The 26,695-nt window shown below is 64.9% G+C and carries 21 protein-coding genes; 6 read left to right on the forward strand and 15 right to left on the reverse strand.

Features of this window, described 5'->3' with window-relative positions:
* Positions 1 to 46 precede the first annotated feature (46 nt).
* Positions 47 to 1,576 carry a F0F1 ATP synthase subunit alpha gene (locus tag JQ507_32205; GenBank protein ID QRI69469.1) on the reverse strand — a complete coding sequence of 510 codons (1,530 nt, stop codon included), beginning with the start codon at positions 1,574 to 1,576 and terminating at the stop codon, positions 47 to 49.
* Positions 1,576 to 2,136: a F0F1 ATP synthase subunit delta gene (locus JQ507_32210; GenBank protein ID QRI69470.1), complete on the reverse strand. Its 561-nt coding sequence runs from the start codon at positions 2,134 to 2,136 to the stop codon at positions 1,576 to 1,578. The genes JQ507_32205 and JQ507_32210 overlap by 1 nt, the downstream gene beginning before the upstream one ends.
* 630 nt (positions 2,137 to 2,766) lie before the next feature.
* Here JQ507_32210 and JQ507_32215 point away from each other — a divergent pair.
* Positions 2,767 to 3,258, forward strand: coding sequence for a septal ring lytic transglycosylase RlpA family protein (locus tag JQ507_32215; protein QRI69471.1), 492 nt, complete (start codon positions 2,767 to 2,769; stop codon positions 3,256 to 3,258).
* A 178-nt stretch (positions 3,259 to 3,436) separates the two neighbouring features.
* On the opposite strand, the gene JQ507_32220 is transcribed toward JQ507_32215, so the two are convergent.
* Positions 3,437 to 5,647, reverse strand: a complete 2,211-nt coding sequence (locus JQ507_32220) for a primosomal protein N' (protein QRI69472.1) — start codon at positions 5,645 to 5,647, stop codon at positions 3,437 to 3,439.
* 115 nt (positions 5,648 to 5,762) lie between these two features.
* Here JQ507_32220 and JQ507_32225 point away from each other — a divergent pair, with 115 nt between their 5' ends.
* Both JQ507_32225 and JQ507_32230 read left to right on the forward strand, forming a co-directional pair.
* Entirely contained in the window at positions 5,763 to 6,734 is a 972-nt protein-coding gene (locus tag JQ507_32225) for a tyrosine recombinase XerC (GenBank protein QRI69473.1), read from the forward strand.
* 146 nt (positions 6,735 to 6,880) lie between these two features.
* A complete protein-coding gene (locus tag JQ507_32230; protein QRI69474.1) occupies positions 6,881 to 7,471 on the forward strand; it encodes a DUF4337 domain-containing protein in 591 nt (196 codons plus the stop codon).
* Between the two features lie 438 nt (positions 7,472 to 7,909).
* Here JQ507_32230 and JQ507_32235 read toward each other — a convergent pair whose 3' ends face one another.
* From JQ507_32235 to JQ507_32290, 12 genes are all read right to left on the reverse strand, one after another.
* A complete protein-coding gene (locus JQ507_32235; GenBank protein ID QRI69475.1) occupies positions 7,910 to 8,449 on the reverse strand; it encodes a hypothetical protein in 540 nt (179 codons plus the stop codon).
* Between the two features lie 247 nt (positions 8,450 to 8,696).
* Positions 8,697 to 10,097, reverse strand: a complete 1,401-nt coding sequence (locus JQ507_32240) for a dihydrolipoyl dehydrogenase (protein ID QRI69476.1) — start codon at positions 10,095 to 10,097, stop codon at positions 8,697 to 8,699.
* 82 nt (positions 10,098 to 10,179) lie between these two features.
* Entirely contained in the window at positions 10,180 to 10,929 is a 750-nt protein-coding gene (locus tag JQ507_32245; protein QRI69477.1) for an SDR family oxidoreductase, read from the reverse strand.
* Positions 10,930 to 11,001: 72 nt separating this feature from the next.
* Positions 11,002 to 12,243 (reverse strand): 2-oxoglutarate dehydrogenase complex dihydrolipoyllysine-residue succinyltransferase, encoded by a 1,242-nt coding sequence (odhB, locus tag JQ507_32250; GenBank protein QRI69478.1) that lies wholly within the window; start codon positions 12,241 to 12,243, stop codon positions 11,002 to 11,004.
* A gap of 174 nt (positions 12,244 to 12,417) precedes the next feature.
* On the reverse strand, positions 12,418 to 15,378 hold the full coding sequence (locus tag JQ507_32255; protein QRI69479.1) for a 2-oxoglutarate dehydrogenase E1 component: 2,961 nt from the start codon (positions 15,376 to 15,378) through the stop codon (positions 12,418 to 12,420).
* Between the two features lie 258 nt (positions 15,379 to 15,636).
* A complete protein-coding gene (sucD, locus tag JQ507_32260; GenBank protein ID QRI69480.1) occupies positions 15,637 to 16,518 on the reverse strand; it encodes a succinate--CoA ligase subunit alpha in 882 nt (293 codons plus the stop codon).
* 94 nt (positions 16,519 to 16,612) lie between these two features.
* Positions 16,613 to 17,092 (reverse strand): DUF1579 family protein, encoded by a 480-nt coding sequence (locus JQ507_32265; GenBank protein ID QRI69481.1) that lies wholly within the window; start codon positions 17,090 to 17,092, stop codon positions 16,613 to 16,615.
* The gene (gene sucC / locus JQ507_32270; protein ID QRI69482.1) at positions 17,092 to 18,288 is read right to left on the reverse strand and encodes an ADP-forming succinate--CoA ligase subunit beta; all 1,197 of its coding nucleotides are present in this window, start codon (positions 18,286 to 18,288) and stop codon (positions 17,092 to 17,094) included. Before sucC ends, JQ507_32265 begins: the two co-directional genes overlap by 1 nt.
* A gap of 160 nt (positions 18,289 to 18,448) precedes the next feature.
* Entirely contained in the window at positions 18,449 to 19,417 is a 969-nt protein-coding gene (mdh, locus tag JQ507_32275; GenBank protein QRI69483.1) for a malate dehydrogenase, read from the reverse strand.
* Positions 19,418 to 19,625: 208 nt separating this feature from the next.
* Positions 19,626 to 20,813, reverse strand: coding sequence for an AFG1 family ATPase (locus tag JQ507_32280; protein QRI69484.1), 1,188 nt, complete (start codon positions 20,811 to 20,813; stop codon positions 19,626 to 19,628).
* Between the two features lie 135 nt (positions 20,814 to 20,948).
* Positions 20,949 to 21,485 (reverse strand): RNA 2',3'-cyclic phosphodiesterase, encoded by a 537-nt coding sequence (gene thpR, locus JQ507_32285; protein ID QRI69485.1) that lies wholly within the window; start codon positions 21,483 to 21,485, stop codon positions 20,949 to 20,951.
* Positions 21,486 to 21,652: 167 nt separating this feature from the next.
* Positions 21,653 to 22,300, reverse strand: coding sequence for an arylesterase (locus tag JQ507_32290; protein QRI73607.1), 648 nt, complete (start codon positions 22,298 to 22,300; stop codon positions 21,653 to 21,655).
* Between the two features lie 55 nt (positions 22,301 to 22,355).
* Between JQ507_32290 and JQ507_32295 the strand changes: the two genes are divergently transcribed.
* From JQ507_32295 to JQ507_32305, 3 genes are all read left to right on the forward strand, one after another.
* Positions 22,356 to 23,075: an ABC transporter ATP-binding protein gene (locus JQ507_32295; protein QRI69486.1), complete on the forward strand. Its 720-nt coding sequence runs from the start codon at positions 22,356 to 22,358 to the stop codon at positions 23,073 to 23,075.
* Positions 23,072 to 25,657, forward strand: a complete 2,586-nt coding sequence (locus JQ507_32300; GenBank protein ID QRI69487.1) for an ABC transporter permease — start codon at positions 23,072 to 23,074, stop codon at positions 25,655 to 25,657. Before JQ507_32295 ends, JQ507_32300 begins: the two co-directional genes overlap by 4 nt.
* Positions 25,658 to 25,891: 234 nt before the next feature.
* Positions 25,892 to 26,683 carry a Bax inhibitor-1/YccA family protein gene (locus tag JQ507_32305; GenBank protein ID QRI69488.1) on the forward strand — a complete coding sequence of 264 codons (792 nt, stop codon included), beginning with the start codon at positions 25,892 to 25,894 and terminating at the stop codon, positions 26,681 to 26,683.
* The last annotated feature ends 12 nt before the right edge of the window (positions 26,684 to 26,695 follow it).

The following is a 26,695-nucleotide window of genomic DNA, read 5'->3' on the forward strand; positions in this document are numbered from 1 at the left end:
CTCCGTTCGTCACGCCCGGCGTTCGAGCCGGACGGCGCCCCATTCGTTATGCAAACGTCTTGGCGAAGCCGTCGACCGCCGACTTCAGCTTGGCGGCACTGTCGTCAGACAGGTCGCGGCTGTCGCGGATCGCATTGAGGATATCGACATGCTTGCCGCGCAGCAGCGACAGCAGACCATCCTCGAAAGCCTTCACCTTGTTGAGCGGAAGCGCATCGAGATAGCCGTTGGTGCCGGCCCAGATCACGCAGACCTGCTCTTCCATCTTCAGCGGCGAGAACTGCGGCTGCTTCAGGAGCTCGGTCAGGCGCGAGCCGCGGTTGAGCAGACGCTGGGTCGAGGCGTCGAGGTCGGAGCCGAACTGCGCGAACGCCGCCATTTCGCGGTACTGCGCGAGCTCGCCCTTGATCTTGCCGGCGACCTTCTTGGTGGCTTTGGTCTGCGCCGAGGAGCCGACGCGCGACACCGACAGACCGACGTTCACGGCGGGACGGATGCCCTGGAAGAACAGATCGGTTTCCAGGAAGATCTGGCCGTCGGTGATCGAAATCACGTTGGTCGGGATGTAGGCCGACACGTCGTTGGCCTGGGTTTCGATGACCGGCAGCGCCGTCAGCGAGCCCAAACCATGATCCTTGCCGAGCTTGGCGGCGCGCTCGAGCAGGCGGGAGTGGAGATAGAACACGTCGCCCGGATAGGCTTCGCGACCCGGCGGGCGGCGCAGCAGCAGCGACATCTGGCGGTAGGCGACGGCCTGCTTCGACAGATCGTCATAGATGATCACGGCGTGCATGCCGTTGTCGCGGAAGTATTCGCCCATCGTGCAGCCGGTGAACGGCGCGATGTACTGCATCGGCGCTGGATCGGACGCGGTCGCGGCAACGACGATCGAGTATTCCAGCGCGCCCTGCTCTTCGAGCACCTTGACGAACTGCGCAACCGTGGAGCGCTTCTGACCGACCGCGACATAGACGCAGTACAGCTTCTGGCTCTCGTCCGGCTGGGCGTTGAGCGGCTTCTGGTTCAGGATGGTGTCGAGCGCGATCGCGGTCTTGCCGGTCTGGCGGTCGCCGATGATCAGCTCGCGCTGGCCGCGGCCGATCGGGATCAGCGCGTCGATTGCCTTCAGGCCGGTGGCCATCGGCTCGTTCACCGACTTGCGCGGAATGATGCCGGGCGCCTTGACGTCGACGCGCTTGCGTTCGGTCGCCTGGATCGGGCCCTTGCCGTCGATCGGGTTGCCGAGCGCGTCGACGACGCGGCCGAGCAGGCCCTTGCCGACCGGCGCGTCCACGATGGCGCGGGTGCGCTTGACGGTCTGGCCTTCCTTGATCTCACGGTCGGCGCCGAAGATCACGATGCCGACGTTGTCGGTTTCGAGGTTCAGCGCCATGCCGCGGGTGCCGTTCTCGAACTCGACCATTTCACCGGCCTGAACGTTGTCGAGACCGTAGACGCGGGCGATACCGTCGCCGACCGACAGCACCTGGCCAACTTCGGTGACTTCGGCTTCCTGGCCGAAATTCTTGATCTGGTCCTTGAGGATCGCAGAAATTTCTGCGGCGCGGATGTCCATCAGCCTGCCTCTTTCATCGCGTTCTTGATCGAATTGAGTTTGGTGCGAAGCGAACTATCCACCATCCGGCTGCCGAGCTTGACCACCAGGCCACCAATAATGGAGGGATCGACCTTCACGTTGAGCGCGACGTCCTTGCCCGTCACTGATTTCAGTGCGGCCTTCAGCGCGTCGAGATTCTTGTCACTGAGCTCTTCGGCGACGGTGACTTCCGCACTCGCCTCGCCCTTGAACTTCGCCACCAGCGCGCGATAGGCGCGGATCACATCGGCCACGGCGAACAGCCGGCGATTGGCAGTAAGCACCTTGAGGAATTTTGCCGAGGTACCGGCGATGCCGGCCTTGTCGAGCACCGCGGTCAGCGCCTTCAACTGGGCGTCGGCGGCAAACACCGGGCTGCGAACGAGGCGCTTCAGATCGGCGCTGTCATTGAGCATGGCCTCGAACTTGTCGAGGTCGGCCCTCACTTGATCGACGGATTGCTCGTCGCGCGCCAACTCGAACAGGGCCGTTGCGTAACGACCGGACACTCCCGAAACGGACGGATCTTCAGCAGCCACGTGCTCGCTCTTTTTTGCTGTCAAATCCGCAAGGGAAAAACCGTCGCCACCAAAGCAGCGCCTAGCGATCCAAGCCCTTGGAATTCAAGCGGGACTTCGATTTTCGACCGGCACAGGACGTGCCGGGACCGTTAAAATCGCGGCTTTGCTAACATAGCAATCGCGCAGGTGCAACATGACGGCATCGTGAGAGCCGCCTTGTCGCATGCGGTTTTCGACGGCCGCCGCGGACGCGCGAATCAGAAAAATTCGGGGTGCGGAAATCCGGCGCAGCCAGCTTCGATTCGCATCCCCCGATTTTGTTCCATCGCAATTTGCATGAGCCTATGGGCTCACGCGCAAGGAACCCGCCGCGAGCCGTCGTTTCATTTCGCGATTACTTACCGAAATCTTACAATCAGGCAGATATTCAGTATTCACAGGTATTCATATCGTTAAAAATTCGTTAACGGCCAAGGTTACGGAACCTCGATTGAATACCCCAAAGCGGTAACAAGATATTTCAGCCCGAGACAATCGGGATTTACTGCCCAATTCGTGCCTCATTGCGCAACCAAACGGCTTTGGTCAACGAAGGGACGGGGGTTCCACTTGCCGCGTTAGCGGCAATACTGTCTGAGGGTCTTATCAATGTCGAATATCAAGAAGGCGGCGGGCAACGTAACCCGCTCGCGTACGGCGCTTGCGTTTGTTGCCGCAACGATGCTGGTCGGGGGAAGCGTGACCGAGGCGTCCGCGAAGTCCAGGCACCATCGCCACCACCACCATCATCATCACCAAGCCCGCGCCGAAGGCTCGTCCTGGCGCGACGCCAATGCGTCGGTCCAGTCGTCCGGTGGCCACACGTTCTCGGGGATGGCCTCCTTCTACGGCAATGAGTCGGGCAGCCGCACCGCGTCCGGCCAGCGCTTCAACCAGAACGCCATGACCGCGGCCCATCGCTCGCTGCCGTTCGGCACCAAGCTCCGCGTCACCCATGGTGGCCGCAGCGTCGTCGTCACCATCAATGATCGTGGCCCATTCGTCCGCGGCCGCGTGCTCGACCTCTCCACCGGCGCTGCCCGCGCCATCGGCCTGACCGGTGCGGGCGTCGGCCGCGTCACCGCCGAGGTCATGTCGTAACGCTCTTTGTTTGAGCATGATCTTTTCGGGAAACCGCTTCGCACTTTTCCGGATCATGCTCGAACGCCTTCAGTAAGCGTTGCGTAGCGTACCGGCCGCGAGGCCTGCTTCGCGCCAAACTGCCTGCCGTCGCCAATGACGGCAGGCTTTTTCTTTCCGTCATTCCGGGGCCAGAAGCCTACAAAAAGCTCTGCGGATCGACGTCGACCTCGAGCTTCAGATTGCCCTTGGTCTTCGGGCCGGCCTCCAGCCATTCGCGCAGATATTGCGACAGGTCGACATTGCGCAGCGACTTCACCAGCAGGCGGAAGCGGTAGCGACCCTTGAGCACGGCCAGCGGCGCCTCGGCGGGACCGAGCACCTGGATCCGCTCGTCGAGCGGCGCCACCGCGGCGAGCTTGCGGGCAAATCCTTCCGCCGTCGGACGGTCGCCGGCGGAGACGATCAGGCTCGCCAGCCGGCCGAACGGCGGATAGCCGGTGCGCTCGCGGATATCGATCTCGCTGGCGTAGAACGCCTCGCGGTCGTTCGCGATCAAGGCCTTGATGACCGGATGCTCTGGCTGGTGGGTCTGCAGATAGCCGACGCCGCGGCCCTGCTCGCGGCCGGCGCGGCCGACCACCTGGTTCAACAGCTGGAACGTGCGCTCGGCGGCGCGCGGATCGCCGTTGCTGAGGCCGAGATCGGCGTCGATGACGCCGACCAGATTGAGCCGCGGGAAATTGTGCCCCTTCGCCACCAGCTGGGTGCCGATGATGATGTCGACGCGCCCCTCGGCGATCTCGTTCAATTCGCTGCGCATGGTCTCGATCGAGGTGATCAGATCGCTCGACAGCACCATGGTGCGGGCCTCGGGAAAGATGCTGGCGGCCTCCTCCTGCAGGCGCTCGACGCCGGGGCCGACCGCGACCAGCGATTCCTCGGCCGCGCAATGCGGGCAGATGTTCGGGCGCGGCATCGAGAAGCCGCAATGGTGACAGACCAGCCGCTGCCGGAAGCGATGATCGACCAGCCAGGCGTCGCAGATCGTGCAGGCGAAGCGGTGGCCGCAGCCGCGGCACAGCGTCAGCGGCGCATAGCCGCGGCGGTTGAGGAACAGCAGCGCCTGCTCGCGGCGCTCGATCGCGTGGCGAATCTGCTCGGCCAGAACCGGCGAGATGAACCGCCCACGCGGCGGCGGGGCGCGCCGCATGTCGATCGCTTCGATATGCGGCATGTGCTGGCCGCCGAACCGCGACGGCAGCGCGACGCGCTGGTAGCGCCCCTTGCGCGCATTGACCTCACTCTCGACCGACGGCGTCGCCGAAGCCAGCACGATCGGGATTTTTGCGATATGAGCGCGGACCACCGCCATGTCGCGCGCGTGATAATGCGCGCCTTCGTCCTGCTTGTAGGCCTGGTCGTGCTCCTCATCGACGATGATGAGGCCGAGATCGGCATAGGGCAGGAACAGCGCCGAGCGGGCGCCGACCACGACCGGCGCCTTGCCCTCGGAGATCGCCGCCCAGTTGCGCGCCCGGGTGCGCGGCGTCAGCTCGGAATGCCATTCCAGCGGCCGCACGCCGAAGCGCTGCGCGAAGCGGTCGAGGAACTGGCCGGTCAGCGCGATCTCCGGCATCAGGATCAGCGTCTGCTTGCCGCGGCGGATATTCTCGGCGATCGCCTCGAAATAGACCTCGGTCTTGCCCGAACCGGTGACACCGTCGAGCAGCGCGACGTGAAAGCTGCCGCTCGCCGCCAGCGTCCGCAGCACGTCGACCGCGCTGCGCTGCTCGCGTGAGAAATCCGGTTGCGCATAGGAGGGATCGGGCACCGGCGGCGCGGCCGGCGGCGGCATCGCCTCGACCGTCAGCGTGCCTTCGTCGACCAGGCCGTCGATCACGCCGGAGCTGACGCCGGCCTCGCGCGCCGCCTCCGACTTGCCGTGCAGCAAGCGGTCCGACAGCACTTCGATCACCCGCCGGCGCGCCGGCGTCAGGCGCTGCGGCGGCTCCCCGACCAGGCGGACGCCGAGCCGCGTCCGCTCCGGCCCGAGGTTCTCGCCCATCCGCAGCGTCATCCGCAGCACCATACCGCGCGCCGACAATGTGTAATTGGAGACCCAGTCGACCAGCTGGCGCAGCTCCGCCCTGAGCGGTGGAACATCGAGCTTCTCGCTGACGTCCTTGAGCCGGTTGTGCAGCCGCGGATCCGGCCTGGCATTCTCGGCCCACACCACCGCGACCACCTCGCGCGGCCCGAGCGGAACAGAGATCACATCACCCGGCGCAAGCTCCATGCCGCGCGGCACGCGGTAGGAATAGGTCTGGTTCAGCGCCACAGGCACCAGCACGTCGACGACACGCGTCGTCGTTACGGAGGCTGAGCTGGGGCGCGTGGCGTGGTCCATTGAATCAGAAACCCTGAACCCGACCGGGCTAGCACCGCTTCGCTCTCTTAGCGAACGGTAAACGAAGGCAGTGCGATATAATCAGGAGATTAGCAGCGCCAATAGCCCTCTACAGATGGCCCGGACCGATCAGCCCATCCAACCGCTCGAGCTCGACTGCGCCGATGCCACGGTGACGCAGGAGATGACGCGCTGGCTGTCGCATCTGCGCGCCGAGCGGCGGCTGTCGCCGAAGACGCTCGAGGCCTACGCCCGCGACGTGCGCCAATGCCTGGCCTTCCTGGCCGAACACTGGGGCGCGCGCGTGACGCTTGCGGCCTTCTCCGCGCTCGAAGCGAGCGATGTCAGAGCCTTCATGGCGATGCGCCGCGCGGACGAGATCGGCGGGCGATCGCTGATGCGGGCGCTGGCCGGCTTGCGCTCGTTCGGACGCTTCCTGGAACGCGAAGGCAAGGGCAAGGTTGGCGCACTCTCGGCGATCCGCGCGCCGAAGGTGGCAAAGAGCCTGCCGAAGCCGATCCACATGGACGCGGCGAAACGCCTTGCCGACGCCGACGAGCGCGCCGGCGAGGAGCGCGAGACCTGGATCCTGATGCGCGACGCCGCCGTGATGGCGCTGCTCTATGGCTCGGGCCTGCGCATCTCCGAGGCGCTGGGGCTGAAGCGCCGCGAGGTGCCGAAGCCGGGCGAAGGCGACGTGCTGGTCGTGACCGGCAAGGGCAACAAGACCCGCATGGTGCCGGTGCTGCAGAACGTGCTGCAATTGATCGCGGACTACGCGGCGATCTGTCCGCACCAGCTCAGTCCGACCGGACCGATGTTCGTTGGCGCGCGCGGCGGCCCCTTGAGCCCGCGCATCATCCAGCTCACCATGGAGCGGCTGCGCGGCGCGCTCGGCCTGCCTGACAGCGCCACGCCGCATGCGCTGCGGCATTCCTTCGCGACCCATCTGCTCAGCCGCGGCGGCGACCTGCGTGCGATCCAGGAATTGCTCGGCCACGCCTCGCTGTCGACCACGCAGATCTACACCGGCATCGACAGCGAGCGCCTGCTTGAAGTCTATCGCTCCGCGCACCCGCGCGGCTGAGACGGCCGGACCTCGGTCCAGATTAGACGCCGGACTCCGGGCGCCGTCATGCTGCGTTCATCTTCATACGGATAACCACCAACTGCCGCCCCTTGCCTTGTGCACCGCATTCGGCAATCGTGGCACAGTCTCATTGGAGGGGAATCATGAGCGCACATGAAAGTATGGAGCACGCGGAGCATGCCGAGCATGCCTCGGGCGAGAACAAGAAGATCGCGCTCCTGATCGCCGTGATCGCGCTGTGCCTGGCGCTGTCGGAAACCCTCGGCAAGGGCGCCCAGACCGAATCGATCAGCAAGAACGTCGAGGCGTCCAACCTCTGGGCCTTCTTCCAGGCCAAGAGCATCCGCCGCACCTCGGTGCAGACCGCGGCCGAACAAGGCAAGCTGAACCTCGCGACCACTACCGACGAGGCGGCCAAGGCCGCGCTGCAGAAGCAGATCGACGACTGGCAGAAGACTGCGGCGCGCTATCGCTCGGAGCCCGAGACCGGCGAGGGTTCGGAGCAACTCTCCGAACGCGCCAAGCACGCCGAGCATGAGCGCGACGAGGCCACCGCGAAATATCATCACTTCGAGCTTGCTTCCGCCGCCTTCCAGATCGCCATCGTGCTGGCGTCCGCGACCATCATCACCAGCATCGCCGCGCTGGCCTGGGTGTCGGGCCTGGTGACGCTCGCCGGCATCGCGATGACGCTGCTCGGCCTGTTCCAGCCGCATCTGCTGCATCTGCATTGAGGCGGCTGGGCTCCGCTTGACCTCCGTCACCCTGACAGGGTCACGGAATTGGCTTGCTCAGTGTCATCAACCGCGCATGCGGGTGATCCAGTATTCCAGAGGCGGTCGTGCTTGAGCCGATAGGCCGCGGCGTACTGGGTCGCCCGGTCGAGCCGGGCGACGACAACAGCGGATGAGGACCAAGCTTCACATTCTGTCAGGATGACGGGCGTGAGAGCCGTGCCTAAGGCCTGATGAGATTAGGTTGAGCTGGAACGGCATCGAAAGTTCACCTCTCCCTTGGGAGAGGTCGATTTGCGCAGCAAATCGGGTGAGGGGTTGCGGTCTATCGAGAGAGCAAGAGCCCTCACCCGGATTGCTGCGCAATCCGACCTCTCCCCACCGGGGAGAGGTAAAGCAAGACCGCGCCAAGCCGATTCAACCAAAACTCATCCCGCTTTAGAGCACCTTGCTGGTCTGATGCACGCTTTTGCGGAAGCGGGCGATCAGGCGCAGCGTGCGCGCGGTCCAGCCGACGCCATCGCCACGGATCATGTCGAGGACCCGCTGCTTGACCGGTTCGACCAGCGCGGCAGCCTTGGCGCGCAGCGCCATGACGAAATCATAGAGCGCCTTGAACCAGGGCATCTCCAGCAGTTTTGACCGCGTCACGTCGAACAGGAAGGCCGTGACGCCGACGCCGACGATCTTGGCAAACAGGATCAGCGAAACCGCGCTGAACCAGTACTGGTTCGCGAGCAGCCAGAGCCCGACCAGCTTGAGCGGAAACAACGGGATCAGCGGCACGACGAAGACGATCAGCGTCATCGCCGGCGACAGCGAATCGACCCGGTCGGCGAGCCATTGCTTGAGCGCGCGCAGCGGGATCAATGCGACCACCCGGGCCACGATCGGCTCGAGGTGATCCCACAGCCAAGCCTCGATCAGGAAGATGATCGCAAGCAGGACCCAGAACGGCTGAAGCACGCGGCGCAACATCGCTTTGATCCTAAAGCGCGATGAGACCGGGTTGAATCATCACGCTTCAGCTCCTTGTTTGAGCATGATCTTCTCGGAAAACCGCTTCACACTTTTCCGGATCATGCTCCCTGTTTGAGCATGATCTTCCCGGAAAACCGCTTCACACTTTTCCGGATCATGCTCCCTGTTTGAGCATGATCCTTCCGAAAAACCGCTTCGCACTTTTCCGGATCATGCTGCAGCCCGGCTCGCGCCGGACGTTCGATCACATATGGATGGCGCGCTTGCCCACCGCAAGCGCGGCTTCCTTGATCGCCTCGGATCGCGTCGGATGGGCGTGGCAGGTGCGCGCCAGATCCTCGGCCGAACCGCCGAATTCCATCAGAACGCAGGCTTCGTGGATCATTTCGCCGGCTTCGATGCCGACAACGTGCACGCCGAGCACCCGATCGGTCTTCGCATCTGCGAGAATCTTCACGAAGCCGTCAGTGGTCTGGTTGACCTTGGAGCGGCCGTTCGCGGTGAACGGGAATTTGCCGACGGTATACGCGACGCCGGCCTGCTTGAGCTCTTCCTCGGTCTTGCCGACCGACGACACTTCCGGCGTGGTATACACAACACCTGGAATGACGTCGTAGTTCACGTGACCGGCCTGGCCCGCGATGATCTCCGCGCAGGCAACGCCTTCGTCTTCCGCCTTGTGCGCGAGCATCGGGCCTGCGACGACGTCGCCGATCGCATAGATGCCCTTCACATTGGTCGAGAAGTGCGAATCGATCCCGACGCGGCCGCGATTGTCGAGCGCAACGCCGGCTTCCTTCAGCCCGAGACCCTCGGTGTAGGGCACGCGGCCGATGCACACGAGCACGACGTCGGCTTCGATGGTCTCCGCGGCGCCACCGGCGGCCGGTTCGACCTTGGCCTGCAGCGTCTTGCCCGAGGTGTCGACCGAGGCGACCTTGGCGCCGAGCTTGAAGACAAAGCCCTGCTTCTCCAGGATACGCTGGAATTGCTTCGCCACCTCGCCGTCCATGCCGGGCAGGATGCGGTCGAGGAATTCCACCACGGTGACCTTGGCACCGAGCCGATGCCAGACCGAGCCGAGCTCGAGCCCGATCACGCCGGCGCCGACGATCAAAAGGCTGCCGGGCACCTTGTCCAGCGACAGCGCGCCGGTCGACGACACGATGCGCTTCTCGTCGATCTCGATGCCCTTCAGTCGCGCGATGTCGGAGCCGGTGGCGATCACGATGTTCTTGGTCTCGACGGTCTCGGACTTGCCGTCGCCGGACACCTCGACCTTGCCGGCACCGAGGATCTTGCCGGTGCCCTTCAGCACGTCGATCTTGTTCTTCTTCATCAGGAACTCGACGCCCTTGACGTTGCCGTCGATGCCCTGCTGCTTGAAGTTCATCATCGCCGGCAGATCGAGCTTCGGCGGCGGGACGCTGACGCCCATCTTGGCGAAGGAGTGTCCGGCTTCCTCGAACATCTCGGAGGCGTGCAGCAGCGCCTTCGAGGGCATGCAGCCGACATTGAGGCAGGTGCCGCCCAGCGTCGCGTTCTTCTCGACGACGGCAACCTTCATGCCGAGCTGCGCCGCGCGGATCGCGCAGACGTAACCGCCGGGGCCCGTGCCGATGACGACGAGATCGTAAGAAGCCATGATTGAGGTCCTGTAGCTAAGCTCTGTGACAGTTGGAGGACGCGATCCGATCGGAAGACGCGTCCCGCTGCGTGATCGTGTTCTAGCGACCGCCCGACACGTCGAGGATCGCGCTGGTGACGTAGGACGCCTCGTCCGAGATCAGCCAGACGATGGCGTTGGCAATCTCATCCGCGGTACCGACGCGCTTCATCGGCACCAGATGGGCAAGCCGATGCGCGCGATCGGGCTCGCCGCCGGCGGCATGGATATCGGTGTCGATCAGCCCGGGCCGGATGCCAGCGACGCGGATGCCTTCACCTGCGACCTCGTAGCCGAGGCCGACCGTGAAGGAATCGATCGCGCCCTTGGAGGCGGCGTAGTCGACATAGGTGTTGGGCGCGCCGAGCTTGGCCGCGACCGAGGACAGGTTGACGATGACGCCGCCCTTGCCGCCGTGCCTGGTCGACATCCGCTTCACCGCCTCGCGCGCGCACAGGATGCTGCCGGTGACGTTGACCGCCATCATCTGCTGGATGCGCTCGGCCGACATCTCGTCGACGCGCACGCCGCTCTTGCCGACGATGCCGGCATTGTTGACCAGCGCGCCGAGCGTGCCGAAGCCGTCGGCGGCCTTGAACAGCGCGAGAATATCCGCCTCGCTGCCGACGTCGCATTTCACCGCGATCGCCTTGCCGTTCTTGGCCTCGATCGCGGAGACGACTTCGTCCGCCGCAGCCTGATTGGTGGCATAGCCGACCACGATGCGGTAGCCGCGCGCGGCGGCTGCGAGCGCGGTGGCGCGGCCGATGCCGCGGCTGCCGCCGGTGATGACAACGACCTTGTCCGTCACATTGATCCCCAAACGTGAGTGCCCAATGGATCGCGACGCCCGAACCGATCGGGCGCCGCGCGCGAGATGGTCTTAGAGATCCAGCACCAGGCGGGCCGGATCCTCCAGGCTCTCCTTGACGCGCACCAGGAAGGTGACCGCTTCCTTGCCGTCGATCACGCGGTGATCGTAGGACAGCGCCAGATACATCATCGGCCGCACCTCGATCTTGCCGCCGACCACCATCGGCCGCTCCTGGATCTTGTGCATGCCGAGGATGCCGGACTGCGGCGCGTTGAGGATCGGCGTCGACATCAGCGAGCCGTAGATGCCGCCGTTGGTGATGGTGAAGGTGCCGCCCTGCATCTCGTCGATCTTGAGCTGGCCGTCGCGGGCGCGGCGGCCGTAGTCGGCGATCGACTTCTCGATCTCGGCGATCGACTTGTGGTCGCAGTCGCGCACCACCGGCACCACCAGGCCGCGGTCGGTGCCGACCGCAACGCCGATGTGATAGTAGTTCTTGTAGATCAGGTCGGAGCCGTCGATCTCGGCATTGACGGCCGGGATGTCCTTCAGCCCCTGCACGACCGCCTTGGTGAAGAAGCCCATGAAGCCGAGCTTCGAGCCGTGCTTCTTCTCGAACGTGTCCTTGTAGAGCGCGCGCAGCTTCATCACCTCGGTCATGTCGACCTCGTTGAAGGTGGTCAGCATCGCGGCGGTGTTCTGCACGTCCTTGAGGCGGCGCGCGATGGTCTGGCGCAGCCGGGTCATCTTCACCCGCTCCTCGCGCGCGGCATCGTCAGCCGGCGACGGCGCACGAACCTGCACGGCGGCGGCCGGCTGGTTGACCGGGGTCGGCGCCGAGGCGGCCTTCTCGATCGCGGCCAGCATGTCGCCCTTGGTGACGCGGCCGTCCTTGCCCGAGCCCGGAACGGTGGAGGCGTCGACGCCGCTTTCGGCGGACAGCTTGCGAACCGACGGCGCGAGCGGCGCATCGGCCGGCGGCACCTTGGGCGCGGCAGGCGCCGGAGCGGCAGCGGGCGCCGGCGCGGCGGCCTTGGCGGGAGCCGCAGCGGCGGCAGCGGGCTTGGCCGCAACGGCACCGTCATTGATCTGGCCGAGCAGCGCGCCGACGGCAACCGTCTCGCCGTCCTTGGCGATGATCTCGCCGAGCGTGCCGGCGACCGGCGCGGGCACCTCGATGGTGACCTTGTCGGTTTCCAGCTCCACCAACGGCTCGTCCACCGCCACAGCCTCGCCGGCCTTCTTGAACCAGCGGCCGATGGTGGCCTCGGTCACGGATTCGCCGAGCGTTGGAACGCGAATTTCAGTCATGGTCTTTTCCTCGATAACCCTGCGGTCGCAATAATGAGTCCGGCCACCATCCTCCAAAGCGGACGATCCGGTACTCCGTGACGACAGCGCTTGTGCTGGATGACGCGGGATACCGGATGCCCCGCTCCAGTGCGCAATTGCGCACAAGGCGGGGCATGGTGTTGGTGAAGGTCGTTAGTTCAGCGCGTCGTCCAGCAGCGCCTTGAGCTGCGCCAGGTGTTTCGACATCAATCCAGTAGCGGTCGCTGCCGAAGCCGGACGGCCGGCATAGCGCGGACGCTTGTTGGCTGCGTTGGTCTGGTTCAGCACCCATTCCAGATAGGACTCGATGAAGTGCCAGGAGCCCATGTTGCGCGGCTCTTCCTGGCACCAGACCATCTCGGCATTCTTGAAGCGACCGAACTCCTGCACCAGCGCCTTCAGCGGCACCGGGTAGAGCTGCTCGATGCGCATCAGATAGATGTCGTCGATGCCGCGCTTCTCGCGCTCCTCATACAGATCGTAATAGACCTTGCCGGAGCACAGCACGACGCGACGGATCTTGTCGTCCGGCACCAGCTTGATCTTCTCGTCCGGCAGCATCTGGGCGTCATCGTACAGGATGCGGTGGAACGTGGCGCTCTTGCCGAGTTCGTCGAGCCGCGACACCGCGCGCTTGTGGCGCAGCAGCGACTTCGGCGTCATCAGGATCAGCGGCTTGCGGATCTCGCGGTGCAGCTGGCGCCGCAGCACGTGGAAGTAGTTCGCCGGCGTGGTCGGATTGACCACCTGCATGTTGTCCTCGGCGCACATCTGCAGATAACGCTCGAGCCGCGCCGAGGAATGCTCCGGCCCCTGCCCTTCATAGCCATGCGGCAACAGGCAGACGAGGCCCGACATGCGCAGCCATTTGCGTTCGCCAGAGGAGATGAACTGGTCGAACACCACCTGGGCGCCGTTGGCAAAGTCGCCGAACTGCGCTTCCCAGAGCGCCAGCGCATTCGGCTCGGCCAGCGAGTAGCCGTATTCGAAGCCGAGCACGGCTTCTTCCGAGAGCAGCGAGTTGATGACCTCGTAATGGCCGGTGTCTTCGCCGCCAAGATGGTTGAACGGCGTGTAGCGGCTCTCGTCCTCCTGGTCGATCAGCACCGAATGGCGCTGCGAGAAGGTGCCGCGCTCGGAATCCTGGCCGGACAGGCGGACATGATGGCCTTCCTGCAGCAGCGTGCAGAATGCCAGCGCCTCGCCGGTCGCCCAGTCGATCCCGATGCCGCTGTCGATCGCCTTGGCGCGGTTGTCGAGGAAGCGCTGGATGGTGCGGTGGACGCGGAAACCGTCCGGCACCTTGGTGATCTTGCGGCCGATCTCCTTGAGCACGGCGAGATCGACGCCGGTGACGCCGCGGCGGGCGTCTTCTTCCTGGTCGGCGATCTTGAAGCCCGCCCACTTGCCGTCGAGCCAATCGGCCTTGTTCGGCTTGTAGCCGGCGCCGGCCTCGAACTCGGCATCGAGCCGCGCGCGCCAGTCGGCCTTGGCCTTGTCGACCTCGCCCTCGGTCATCACGCCATCGGCGACCAGCCGCTTGGCGTAGATCTCCAGCGTGGTCGGATGCGAGGCGATCTTCTTGTACATCACCGGCTGGGTGAACGCCGGCTCGTCGCCCTCGTTGTGGCCGTGGCGCCGGTAGCAGAACATGTCGATGACGACCGGCTTGTGGAATTTCTGCCGGAACTCGATCGCGACCTTGGCCGCGAACACCACGGCTTCCGGGTCGTCGCCGTTGACGTGGAAGATCGGCGCGTCGATCATCTTCGCGACGTCGGACGGATAGGGCGACGAGCGCGAGTAGCGCGGATAGGTGGTGAAGCCGATCTGGTTGTTGACGATGAAGTGCAGCGAGCCGCCGGTGCGGTAGCCCTTCAGGTCGGACAGGCTGAAGCATTCCGCCACCACGCCCTGGCCGGCGAATGCCGCATCGCCGTGCATCAGCAGCGGCAGCACCGAGATGCGCATGTCGGGCGGATCACCGTGCTGATCCTGCTTGGCGCGCACCTTGCCCATCACGACGGGATCGACGATCTCCAGATGCGACGGATTGGCGGTCAGCGACAGGTGGATGTTGTTGCCGTCGAACTCGCGGTCCGAGGAGGCGCCGAGGTGGTATTTGACGTCGCCGGAGCCTTCGACCGAGTCCGGATTGGCCGAACCGCCCTTGAATTCATGGAACAGCGCGCGGTGCGGCTTGCCCATCACCTGGGTCAGCACGTTGAGGCGGCCGCGATGCGGCATGCCGAACACGATCTCCTTCACGCCGAGATTGCCGCCGCGCTTGATGATCTGCTCGAGCGCGGGGATCAGCGATTCGCCGCCGTCGAGGCCGAAGCGCTTGGTGCCGGTGAATTTGGTGTCGCAGAACTTCTCGAAGCCGTCCGCCTCGATCAGCTTGTTGAGGATCGCGCGGCGACCTTCGGGCGTGAAGCTGATCTCCTTGTCCGGACCTTCGATGCGCTCCTGGATCCACGCCTTCTGCGCGGCGTTGGAGATGTGCATGAACTCGACGCCGAGCGTCTGGCAGTAGGTGCGCTCGCAGATCTGGACGATCTCGCGCAGCGTGCCGTATTCGAGGCCGAGCACATGGTCGAGGAAGATCTTGCGGTCGAAGTCGGCCTCGGTGAAGCCGTAGGAACGCGGATCGAGTTCCTCACGGTCGCGCGGCGCCTCAATGCCGAGCGGATCGAGCTTAGCGTGGAAATGGCCGCGCATCCGGTAGGCGCGGATCAGCATCAGGGCGCGAACCGAATCGCGGGTGGCCTGATGGACGTCGGCGTCGGACAGCTCGGCGCCCTTGGCCTGCGCCTTGGCGGCAAGCTTGGTGCCGACCGCCTTCTCGACCTGGGCCCAGTTGCCGTCGAGCGCCGAGGTCAGTTCGTCACGCGGCGTCACCGGCCAGTTGGCGCGGCCCCACGAGGCGCCTTCGGCATTCTTCTGCACGTCGGCCGGGGCGTCCTTCAGGCTCTTGAAGAAATCCTGCCATTCGGCGTCGACGGAGGATGGATCCTGCTCGTAGCGGGCATAGAGGTCGTCGATATAGGCGGCGTTGGTGCCCTGCAGGAATGAGGAGAGTGCAAAAGCGGCGTTCGCGTCTTGGCGAGACATGGGGCAGTCCTGGTGATTTTTTCGGTTCGCGCGTAGGAGACGGCGCAAGTGCCGGTCTGGGAAAGCGCGCCGGCTGGATGGATATCCTTTATCCTATCTAGGTCGGATATTCCTGCCTAAAAGAACCAAGAAATGAATATATTTTCAAATCTTATCAATGCCCTCGCGCAGCGTTGATATCCGCCGGCCGGCGCGGTTCCCGAAACGGGAACCGGCAGAAATCAACCCGATCCGCTGGAAAGTACCGCCCGACGGCGGTTACTTCAGCATCTCGGCGAGCGTGTGCCCAAGCCGCGCCGGCGACGGCGACACCTTGATACCTGCCGACTCCATCGCCGCAGTCTTGGAACCGGCGTCGCCCTTGCCGCCGGAGATGATCGCACCGGCGTGGCCCATGCGACGGCCGGGAGGTGCGGTAACACCGGCGATAAAGCCGACCATCGGCTTCTTGCGGCCACGCTTGGCCTCGTCCTTGAGGAACTGGGCGGCGTCTTCCTCGGCGGAACCACCGATCTCGCCGATCATGACGATCGACTTGGTGTTCTCGTCGGCCAGGAACATCTCCAGCACGTCGATGAACTCGGTGCCCTTGACCGGGTCGCCGCCGATGCCGACCGCGGTGGTCTGGCCGAGGCCCTCCTGGGTGGTCTGGAACACCGCCTCATAGGTCAGGGTGCCGGAGCGCGACACGATACCGACCGAGCCGGGCTTGAAGATGTTGGCCGGCATGATGCCGATCTTGCACTCACCGGCGGTCATCACGCCGGGGCAGTTCGGCCCGATCAGCCGCGACTTCGAGCCCGACAGCGAGCGCTTGACGCGCACCATGTCGAGCACCGGAATGCCTTCGGTGATGCAGACGATCAGCGGGATCTCGGCATCGATCGCCTCGCAGATCGCATCGGCCGCGCCCGGCGGCGGGACATAGACGACGCTCGCATCGGCGCCGGTCTTCTGGCGCGCCTCGGCGACGGTATCGAACACCGGCAGGTTGAGATGGGTCGAGCCGCCTTTGCCCGGCGCCACGCCGCCGACCATCTTGGTGCCGTAAGCGATCGCCGCTTCCGAATGGAACGTGCCGTTCTTGCCGGTGAAGCCCTGGCAGATGACCTTGGTGTTCTTGTCGATCAGGATGGACATGGTTCGAGATGCTTTCGCGAGACAGCGGTGAAGGAACTCTATGGTTTGAGCATGATCATATCGGAAAACCGGGGACCACTTTTCCGGATCATGCTCAGTGGATACGCCGGTACACGCCGGTGAGCACGTCGGCCCAGCCTTCCGCGTCAGGCGAGAATTGAATCTTCATGTTGTAGGTGTTGTCGTCGACGACCTCGTAGACGTGACGGGCATTGCCGCGCAGCGAGCCGCGCACCAGGACCAGCGACTTGCCCGCCCAGCCGCCGGAGGCGGGCGACGGCGGGTAGTAGCCGAGCGAATCGTGCCAGAACAATTTGTAGGCCCGGTCGTCGCGGTCGTAGGTGAAGACGCCGTGGGTGGCGAAGCTTTCCTTGCCGTTGCGGGTCTGCACGCTGTCCTGGATCAGATAGAAGCCGTTGAGCGCGATGCGCGCAACGACACGCGAGGTGGCCGGACCGCCGGCGGTCCAGCGCGACGGGTAGACCATCTCGTCGCCGTTCCACTCGCCCGCGAAAACCGCGAGCTTGCGGTGTTCCTCCAGCGGTGTCGGAGCGTCGAGATGATCGGCCATCATCAGCCTCCCTTGACGGCTTTCACGATCTTCTGTGCGGCGTCATCGAGATTGTCAGCGGGCACGACATTGAGGCCGCTCTCGCGGATGATCTTCTTGCCCTGCTCGACATTGGTGCCTTCGAGCCGCACCACCAGCGGCACCTTGAGGCCGACCTGCTTCACCGCGGCGACCACGCCCTCGGCGATCACGTCGCACTTCATGATGCCGCCGAAGATGTTGACCAGGATGCCCTTCACGTTCGGATCGGCGGTGATGATCTTGAACGCGGCCGCGACCTTCTCGACGCTGGCGCCGCCGCCGACGTCGAGGAAATTCGCCGGCTCCATGCCGTACAACTTGATGATGTCCATCGTCGCCATGGCAAGGCCGGCGCCGTTGACCATGCAGCCGATCGTGCCGTCGAGCGCGACGTAGTTGAGATCGTATTTCGACGCCTCGATCTCCTTGGCGTCTTCCTCGGTCTCGTCGCGCAGCGCGACCACGTCCGGGTGACGATAGAGCGCGTTGCTGTCGAACGACACCTTGGCGTCGAGCACGCGGAGCTGGCCCTGCTTGGTGACGACGAGCGGATTGATCTCCAGCATCGCCATGTCCTTGGCGGCAAACGCGGTGTAGAGCTGGGCCGTCAGCTTCTCGGCCTGCTTGGCAAGATCGCCCTTCAGCTTCAGCGCCTCGGCGACCGTGCGGCCGTGATGCGGCATGATGCCGGTGGCGGGATCGACCGAGAAGGAGACGATCTTCTCCGGGGTCGAATGCGCGACGTCCTCGATGTTGACGCCGCCTTCGGTCGACACCACGAAGGAAATCTCCGAGGTCTCGCGATTGACCAGGAGCGAGAGGTAGAACTCCTTGTCGATCTCGGAGCCTTCCTCGATGTAGAGGCGGTTGACCTGCTTGCCGTGCGGGCCGGTCTGCACCGTGACCAGCGTCGCGCCGAGCATCTGCTTGGCGTACTCGTCGACCTCGGCGACCGATTTGGCGATGCGGACGCCGCCCTTGTCGCCAGCTGAGGCTTCCTTGAACTTGCCCTTGCCGCGGCCGCCGGCGTGGATCTGGCTCTTCACCACCCAGATCGGACCCGGAAGCTGCTTGGCTGCCGCGTCAGCCTCTTCCGGTTTCAGCACCGGAACGCCGCGCGAGATCGGCACGCCGAATTCATGCAGCAGTGCCTTGGCCTGGTATTCATGGATATTCATGGAACGACGCTCCCAAACCCTCGTGCGGCGAACTTAACGTCAGCCCTGACGCTGGCATACCATATACCAATGCTCGCGCAACTACAAAATCCGCCAGAATTTCATCACCTTGCACCCGACAGGCGATCGGAATCGCCTATCGGGCCATTGCCGATCGAGATTACTTGCCGAGCAGATCGGGCGCGATCTTCTTGCAGGCGTCGACCAGGCCCTGCACCGCACCGACCGACTTGTCGAACGCCTCGCGGTCCTTGCCGGCCAGCTCGATCTCGACCACACGCTCGACACCCTTGGAGCCGATCACGGTGGGCACGCCGACATACATGTCCTTCACGCCGTACTCGCCGTTGAGATAGGCGGCGCAGGGCAGCACGCGCTTCTTGTCCTTCAGGTAGCTCTCGGCCATCGCGATCGCGGACGCGGCCGGCGCGTAGAACGCGGAGCCGGTCTTGAGCAGGTTGACGATCTCGGCGCCGCCGTTGCGGGTGCGATCGACGATCTCGTCGATGCGCGCCTGCGAGGTCCAGCCCATCTTGACGAGGTCGGGCAGCGGGATGCCGGCAACGGTCGAGTAGCGGGTCAGCGGCACCATGGTGTCGCCGTGGCCGCCGAGCACGAAGGCGGTGACGTCTTCGACCGAGACGTTGAATTCGTCGGCCAGGAAGTAGCGGAAGCGCGCCGAGTCGAGCACGCCGGCCATGCCGACCACCTTCTTGTGCGGCAGGCCGGAGGCCTTCTGCAGCGCCCACACCATCGCATCCAGCGGGTTGGTGATGCAGATGACGAAGGCGTCGGGCGCGTACTTCTTGATGCCGGCGCCGACCTGCTCCATGACCTTGAGGTTGATCGACAAGAGATCGTCGCGGCTCATGCCGGGCTTGCGCGGCACGCCGGCGGTGACGATGCAGACCTTGGCGCCGTCGAGCGCTTCATAGGAATTGGCGCCGACCAGGTTGGAGTCGAAGCCGTCGACCGGCGACGACTGCGCGATGTCGAGCGCCTTGCCCTGCGGCACGCCCTCGGCGATGTCGAACAGCACGACGTCTCCGAGCTCCTTGAGGCCAACGAGGTGCGCCAGCGTTCCGCCGATCTGTCCGGAGCCAATCAGTGCAATCTTGTCGCGTGCCATGGGAAATCAGTCCTTTGAACTGGTGCAGGAGGGAGGGTAGTCGGTTGCAAGGGTGGTTATCCCTTTCGAATGATCCATTCAAGTCAGGGCCTGCCCGATCGCAGGCCCTGCCTTGAATTCGATCAGGCATGCCAGCGACATCCGCCCGGAGACACGAAAAGTTGCTCCGAACCGGACCGCGCGCAAGACCAAAATCCAAGGCCGAACTTCAAGTCTCGACCAGGCCGGTCGACGCGCCGCTGGCCGAGGAGTCCTTCCGGCCGTGCGGCAGCGCCAGGTAGGACTCCGAACTCATCTCGATCAGGCGCGAGGACGTGCGCTTGAACTCCATCGCCTCAACGCCTTCGTCCGCAAGGTACAGCGACACCGGATCGGCCGCGGCCGAGGCCATCAGCTTCACGGCGTTGTCATAGAGCGTGTCGATCAGCGAGATGAAGCGCTTGGCGGCGTTGCGCTCGGCGTAGTCCATCACCGGAATGTGGTCGACCAGGATCGTGTGGTAGTCGTGCGCGAGCCTCAGATAGTCCGACGCGGCAAGCGGCTTTTCGCAGAGTTCGGCAAAGCTGAAGCGCGCGACGCCGTGCGACGAGCACGGGACGTGCAGCACGCGTCCCTTGATCGCGATGTCGCGCGACTTGCACGGCGCGTTGCCGGTCATCTTGCGCCAGGCCGCATCGAGCTCGGCATCGGCTGCTTGATCCGCCGGCACCAGCCACATCTTGACGCCGAACAATTTCTCCAGCCGGAAGTCGGTGCGCGCATCGAGCCGCAGCACGTCCATGTGGTCGGAGATCTGCGCGATGAACGGCAGGAACAGCGCGCGATTGAGACCGCCCTTGTAGAGATCCTCAGGCGCGACGTTCGAGGTCGCGACCACCACGGTGCCGAGATCGAACAGCTTGGCGAACAGCCGCCCGAGGATCATCGCATCGGCGATGTCGGTGACGTGGAATTCGTCGAAGCAGAGCAGCCAGGCTTCGTCGAAGATCGCCTGCGCGGTGAGCGCGATCACGTCGCCGTCGGCGATCTCGCCGCGCGCGATCTGCTGGCGGTAGCCGTAGATGCGCTCATGCGCCTCGGCCATGAATTCGTGGAAATGCGCGCGGCGCTTGTGCTCGACCGGGCTCTGCTGGAAGAACAGGTCCATCAGCATGGTCTTGCCGCGGCCGACCTCGCCATGGACATAGAGGCCGCGCGGCGGCTTGTCGTCCTTGTCGCCGCCGAACAGCCGTCCGAGCAGGCTCTGCTTGCGCTGCGGCTTGTAGCTCGCGAGCCGCTCCTCCAGCGCGCCGAACGCATCGGCGGCGGCGGCCTGCGCCGGATCAGCCTCGATCGCGCCGGAGGCGACCAGGGCGTTGTAGTGTTCGAGAAAGGAACTTGGCGAGGTGGACAGCATGAGCCCACCTTACGGCCCTAGTGCGCGGCAAATTGCAAGCCGTGAATTGTGCCAATGGGGTATGCAAGCGAAAGCCCTTGCATACCGGCCGGCCGCACGGGCCTCTCCGGCGTCAGGAAACGCGATCAGGAAACCCTACGCGCAGAGCTCGTAAGCATCCTCGACCACGTAGGGGCCGCCCCCCGTCGACGCGCGCGACGAGAACAGCACGAAGCGATCCGCCAGGAAGGTGCGGCTCGGGAAGTAGCCGCGCACGGACAGATAATCCGCGACGTCCTGGCTCGACGCATCATGCAGACGCGCGAGCGTGACATGTGGAGTGAATTTCCTGCCCTCGGGATCGAGCCCCATCCGCTGCATCATCCGCTCGAGTTCGGCCTGCAGTTCGATCAGCGGCCGGCTCGGCTCGACGGCGGCAACCACCGCGCGCGGCTTGCGTCCGCCGAAGCTCGACAGGCCCTGCAGTTTGACCTCGAACGGTTTGCGGTTCACCCGAAACAGCATCGTCGCGATCTCGTTGGCCCAGAGACCATCGATATCGCCGATGAAGCGCAGGGTGACGTGATAATTTTCGGGATCGATCCAGCGTGCGCCGGGAAGGCCACCACGCAAGCTGGAGAGGGATTGGCCGATATCGGCCGGAATTTCCAGACCAGTGAACAGACGCGGCATCGCTATAATCCTCGATGCTTGGCGCGGGTTTTGGGAGCCCGCACCCTGTAACAAGCCCGGCGACGAATCACCGATGCTTATTTGTACCCGAGATATGTGACTCTGCGAAGCACGAGGCGTTAACAGCTCGTAAACCTACGGACGCAACGCGGCGCGCTGCCTGTGTTTCAACTGCGTTGCCCTGATAATGCGCCGAGAAATGCCTCCACCGTAGGCAGGATATTCTTCACGACGATGTCCACACCTTCCGCGGTCGGGTGCATGCCGTCGGCCTGATTGATCTTCGGATTGGCCGCAACGCCATCGAGGAAGAACGGATAGAGCGGCACGCCGAAGGATTTCGCCAGATCCGGATAGATCGCATTGAACTTCGCCGCATACTCGCTGCCATAGTTCGGTGGCGCCAGCATGCCGCACAAGAGCACCGCGATCTTGCGCGCCTGCAACTTTGTGATGATGTCGGACAGCGCGGCGCGCGTCACCGCGGGATCGATGCCGCGCAAGGCGTCGTTGGCGCCGAGCTCGACGATCACGGCATCGGTTCCATCGGCCACCGACCAATCGAGCCGCTCGCGGCCGCCCGAGGCGGTATCGCCGGACACCCCGGCATTGGTCATCTCGACCTTTATCCCCTTGGCTTCCAAGGCTTTTTGTAGTCGGACCGGAAATGCCGCCTGGGCCGGAAGGCCGTAACCGGCGCTCAGGGAATCGCCCAGAACCACCATTTTGATCGGTCTCACCGGACCTTTCCCCTGGTCTTGCGTCTGCGCGCTCGCCGCCGTCATCAAGCCCATAAGCAACACGAGTATGTGCACGAAGATTCGCAACCGGGCCTCGACCGCAGCGGCGGAAGTGCCATATGACCGAACCATGGACAGTCTCATCGAATCCTCTTCACTGACCGACGTCGAGCCGGACACCATTGCCGTCAGGAACGTCAATCTCTCGCTCGGCACCGGCGCGGCACGGGTTCATATCCTCAAAGATATCAGCCTTCGTGTGGCAGCGGGTGAGGCCATCGGCCTGATCGGCCCGTCGGGCTCGGGCAAGTCGACCTTGCTGATGGTGATGGCGGGGCTCGAACGTCCTGACAGTGGAGAAGTGGTCGTCGACGGCACCTCGTTCAATGCCCTCGACGAAGATGCGCTGGCACGCTTCCGCGGCCGCCAGGTCGGCATCGTCTTCCAGTCGTTCCACCTGATCCCGACCATGACCGCGCTGGAGAACGTCGCGGTGCCGCTCGAACTCGCCGGCAATCCGGATGCCGCCGCGCGCGCTGCGCAGGAGCTGCAATCGGTCGGGCTCGGCGAACGGCTGCATCACTATCCGACGCAGCTCTCCGGCGGCGAGCAGCAGCGCGTCGCGATCGCACGCGCGCTTGCGCCCGATCCCACGATCCTGGTCGCCGACGAGCCGACCGGAAATCTCGACGAAACGACCGGCAAGCAGATCGTCGATTTGCTGTTCACCAAGCACGCCGAGCGCGGCATGACCCTGGTGCTGGTGACGCATGATCTCGCGCTCGCGCAGCGCTGCGACCGCGTGGTGCGGCTGCGCTCCGGCCGGATCGACGGACAATCAGCCACATGAGCTTTGCGTCCGAAGTCGCGGTGCAGAGCCGCGCGTCGTCGCTTGCCTTCCGTTACGCGCTGCGCGAGTTGCGCGGCGGCCTGCGCGGATTCTACGTCTTCATCGCCTGCATCGCGCTCGGCGTGATGGCGATATCAGGCGTCGGCTCGGTTGCCGCCAGCCTTGGCGACGGCCTGTCGCGCGAGGGCCGCACGCTGCTCGGCGGCGATGTCGCGTTCTCGCTCATTTCGCGCGAGGCCAAGCCCGACGAGGTGGCGTATCTGCGCACCCGCGGCGAGGTTTCGATTGCAGCCACGCTGCGCGCGATGGCCCGCAGCAGCGTCGGCAAACTGGCGCTGGTCGAGCTCAAGGCGGTCGACGGCAGATATCCGATGCTCGGCGAACTGACGCTCGAGCCGAACATGCCGGTCGCCGATCTGCTCGCCGAGCGCGACGGCGTTTTTGGCGCGGCGGCCGACTCGACCTTGCTGGCGCGGCTCGACCTGAAGCTCGGCGACCGCGTCAGCATCGGCAGCGCGACCTACCAGATCCGCAGCGTCGTCGTGGCCGAGCCCGACAAGCTCGCCGGCGGCGTCGGCCTCGGCCCGCGCTTCCTGATCAGCGAAGCCAGCCTGCGCGCCACCGACCTGTTGCAGCCCGGCAGCCTGGTGCGCTGGATCTACCGGGTGAAGCTGCCCGACGGCGCCAACGACGATCGCGCCACCACCGCACTGATCGACGGTGCGCGCGCCGCGGCACCGGAGGCCGGCTGGGAGGTGCGCAGCCGCAGCAACGCCTCGCCGCAGCTCGAGCGCACCATCAACCGTTTCACCCAGTTCCTGACCCTCGTTGGTCTTGCTGCGCTCTTGGTCGGTGGCGTCGGCGTCGCCAATGCGGTGAAGAGCCATATCGACCGGCGCCGCGACGTCATCGCCTCGTTCAAGGCGCTCGGCGCCACCGGGCGCGACGTCTTCACGATCTACTGCACGCAAGTGGTGGTGCTGGCGGGAATCGGCTCGGTGATCGGCCTGGTGCTCGGCGCCGCGCTACCCTTCGTCATCGTCGGCCTGTTCGGCAAGCTGCTGCCGCTGCCGGTGGTGCCTGCCCTGCATCCCGACGAACTCGCGCTCTCCTTCATCTACGGCCAGCTCACCGCGCTGGCGTTCGGGCTGTGGCCGCTCGGCCGGGTCCATGACGTGCCGGTCGCGGCGCTGTTCCGCGAGACCGTCGCCAGCGAGTGGCACCGGCCACGCTGGAGCTATCTGGCGCTGATGGCCGTGGTGGTCGCGCTCCTGATCGGCGTCGCGATCGGGCTCGCCTATGACAAGCGGATCGCCACGGTGTTCGTCGCCGCCTCGATCGCGGTGTTCCTGCTGCTGCGCGGGATCGCCGAGATCCTGATGGCGGTGGCGCGGCGGCTGCCGCGCAGCCGCATGACCATGCTGCGGCTCGCCATCGCCAACATCCACCGGCCGGGCGCGCTGACGCCGTCGGTGGTGTTGTCGCTGGGGCTCGGGCTCGCGGTGCTGGTCACCATCACCCAGATCGACGGCAATCTGCGCCGACAATTCCTGGCCGCGCTGCCGGAGCGGGCGCCGTCGTTCTTCTTCATCGACATCCCCTCCACCGAAGCGGGCCGCTTTGCCGCCTTCCTCGGCCAGATCGCACCGGGCTCAACCGTCGAGGACGTGCCGATGCTGCGCGGGCGCATCGTCGCCGCGCGCGGCGTCAAGGCCGACCAGCTCAAGCCGTCGGTCGATTCCGAGTGGGTGCTGCAGAGCGACCGCGGCCTGACCTATACCGGCGAAATTCCCAAGGGCTCGAAGATCGTCGAGGGCGAATGGTGGGGCCCGGACTACAGCGGGCCTCCGCTGGTCTCGATGGAGAAGAAGATCGCCGACGGCCTGGGCCTGAAGATCGGCGACGAGATCGTGGTCAACGTGCTCGGCCGCGACGTTCCGGCGAAGATCGCCAATCTGCGCAACATCGACTGGCAGGGCCTCGGCATCAATTTCGTGCTGGTGTTCTCGCCGAACGCCTTCAAGGGCGCGCCGCACAGCCACGTCGCGACCCTGACGGAGCCGCATGCGAGCTCGACCCAAGCGAGCTCGACCGACGACGCACGCATCATCAAGCAGGTCGCCGACACGTTCCCGATGGTCACCAGCGTCCGGGTCCGCGAGGCGCTGGAGACGGTCGGCAGCGTCGTCAGCAACCTGGTGCTGGCGATCCGCGGCGCCAGTGCCGTGACGCTGATCTCGGCGATCCTGGTGCTGGGCGGCGCGCTCGCCGCCGGGCACCGCCACCGCGTCTATGACGCCGTGATCCTCAAGACGCTCGGCGCCACCCGGGTGCGGCTGCTCGGCGCCTACGCGCTGGAGTATCTGATGATCGGTTTTGCAACCGCGATTTTTGGGGTGATCGCCGGCTCGGTCGCGGCCTGGCTGATCGTGACGCGGCTGATGACGCTGAGTTTCATCTGGCAGGCCGGCAGTGCCGCCGCGGTCGTGGTCGCCGCGCTGGTCGTCACGGTCGGCCTGGGGCTGGCCGGCACGCTGCTCGCGCTGAACCAGAAGCCCGCCTCGGTGTTGCGGAATTTGTGACAATTTGTAGCGGTGGCGGCGCCGTTTTGCCTAATAATGCTAGGCCAGAGCGACATTCAGCCGCGCGTGGAAGCTTGCCTCGGATGTGTTAATTTCCCACATATCAATCGGGTCGGATGGCCGGTTTGAATGACACGGAATTAATGCTCCGCAAACCGCACCATCTGAGTTAGATTTACGACCGGCGCCGCAAATCCCTTGCGCTCCACCGGGACCAACCACGGGAATTCGACCATGTCGGACCTAGACCGCAATTACGCTTCTCCTTTCGGCCGGGCCGCCGGGCGCATTGACGCTGCGGCCGTCGACGCCGGTCTGCGCGCCTACATGCTGCGCATCTACAACTACATGAGCATCGGCCTCGCCATCACCGGCCTGGCCGCGCTCGGCGTCTACATGGGCGCGGTGACGACCGACCAGTCGGCCGCCGTCGCCAAATTCGGCAACGCCTATCTGACGCAGTTCGGCTACGCGATGTTCGTGAGCCCGCTGAAGTGGCTGTTCATCCTCGCTCCCTTGGCGATGGTGTTCGTCATCTCGGCCGGTATCAACCGCCTGCAGCCCGCGACCGCCCAGCTGCTGTTCTGGGTATTCTCGGCGCTGATGGGCCTGTCGCTGTCGTCGATCTTCCTGGTGTACACGCACACCTCGATCGTGCGCGTGTTCTTCATCACCGCGGCGACGTTCGGTGCGCTTAGCCTCTACGGCTACACCACCAAGCGTGACATGAGCGGCATGGGCTCGTTCCTGTTCATGGGCCTGATCGGCATCATCATCGCGAGCCTGGTCAACCTGTTCCTGGCGAGCTCGGCGCTGCAGTTCATCGTCTCGGTGGTCGGCGTGCTGGTGTTCGCGGGCCTCACCGCCTGGGACACCCAGCGGCTGAAGAACGACTACATCTACGGCTACGCCTCGCAGGGTGGCGTGATGGCGGAGCGTGCGGCAATTACGGGTGCGCTGTCGCTCTACCTGAACTTCATCAACCTGTTCACGCTGCTGCTGCAGCTGCTCGGCCAGCGCGACTAAGCGCCTCGAGCG

It is taken from the genome of Bradyrhizobium sp. PSBB068 (genome assembly GCA_016839165.1).
Lineage (GTDB): Bacteria > Pseudomonadota > Alphaproteobacteria > Rhizobiales > Xanthobacteraceae > Bradyrhizobium.

Excerpts from the sequence above, each read along its gene's own strand:
- JQ507_32220 (QRI69472.1), bottom strand. The coding sequence starts at position 5,647 with ATGGACCACGCCACGCGCCCCAGCTCAGCCTCCGTAACGACGACGCGT.
- JQ507_32205 (QRI69469.1), bottom strand. The coding sequence starts at position 1,576 with ATGGACATCCGCGCCGCAGAAATTTCTGCGATCCTCAAGGACCAGATC.
- mdh (QRI69483.1), bottom strand. The coding sequence starts at position 19,417 with ATGGCACGCGACAAGATTGCACTGATTGGCTCCGGACAGATCGGCGGA.
- JQ507_32300 (QRI69487.1), top strand. The coding sequence starts at position 23,072 with ATGAGCTTTGCGTCCGAAGTCGCGGTGCAGAGCCGCGCGTCGTCGCTT.
- sucD (QRI69480.1), bottom strand. The coding sequence starts at position 16,518 with ATGTCCATCCTGATCGACAAGAACACCAAGGTCATCTGCCAGGGCTTC.
- sucC (QRI69482.1), bottom strand. The coding sequence starts at position 18,288 with ATGAATATCCATGAATACCAGGCCAAGGCACTGCTGCATGAATTCGGC.
- JQ507_32240 (QRI69476.1), bottom strand. The coding sequence starts at position 10,097 with ATGGCTTCTTACGATCTCGTCGTCATCGGCACGGGCCCCGGCGGTTAC.
- JQ507_32265 (QRI69481.1), bottom strand. The coding sequence starts at position 17,092 with ATGATGGCCGATCATCTCGACGCTCCGACACCGCTGGAGGAACACCGC.
- thpR (QRI69485.1), bottom strand. The coding sequence starts at position 21,485 with ATGCCGCGTCTGTTCACTGGTCTGGAAATTCCGGCCGATATCGGCCAA.
- JQ507_32295 (QRI69486.1), top strand. The coding sequence starts at position 22,356 with ATGGACAGTCTCATCGAATCCTCTTCACTGACCGACGTCGAGCCGGAC.
- JQ507_32305 (QRI69488.1), top strand. The coding sequence starts at position 25,892 with ATGTCGGACCTAGACCGCAATTACGCTTCTCCTTTCGGCCGGGCCGCC.
- JQ507_32215 (QRI69471.1), top strand. The coding sequence starts at position 2,767 with ATGTCGAATATCAAGAAGGCGGCGGGCAACGTAACCCGCTCGCGTACG.
- JQ507_32225 (QRI69473.1), top strand. The coding sequence starts at position 5,763 with ATGGCCCGGACCGATCAGCCCATCCAACCGCTCGAGCTCGACTGCGCC.
- JQ507_32230 (QRI69474.1), top strand. The coding sequence starts at position 6,881 with ATGAGCGCACATGAAAGTATGGAGCACGCGGAGCATGCCGAGCATGCC.
- JQ507_32255 (QRI69479.1), bottom strand. The coding sequence starts at position 15,378 with ATGTCTCGCCAAGACGCGAACGCCGCTTTTGCACTCTCCTCATTCCTG.
- JQ507_32280 (QRI69484.1), bottom strand. The coding sequence starts at position 20,813 with ATGCTGTCCACCTCGCCAAGTTCCTTTCTCGAACACTACAACGCCCTG.
- JQ507_32235 (QRI69475.1), bottom strand. The coding sequence starts at position 8,449 with ATGTTGCGCCGCGTGCTTCAGCCGTTCTGGGTCCTGCTTGCGATCATC.
- odhB (QRI69478.1), bottom strand. The coding sequence starts at position 12,243 with ATGACTGAAATTCGCGTTCCAACGCTCGGCGAATCCGTGACCGAGGCC.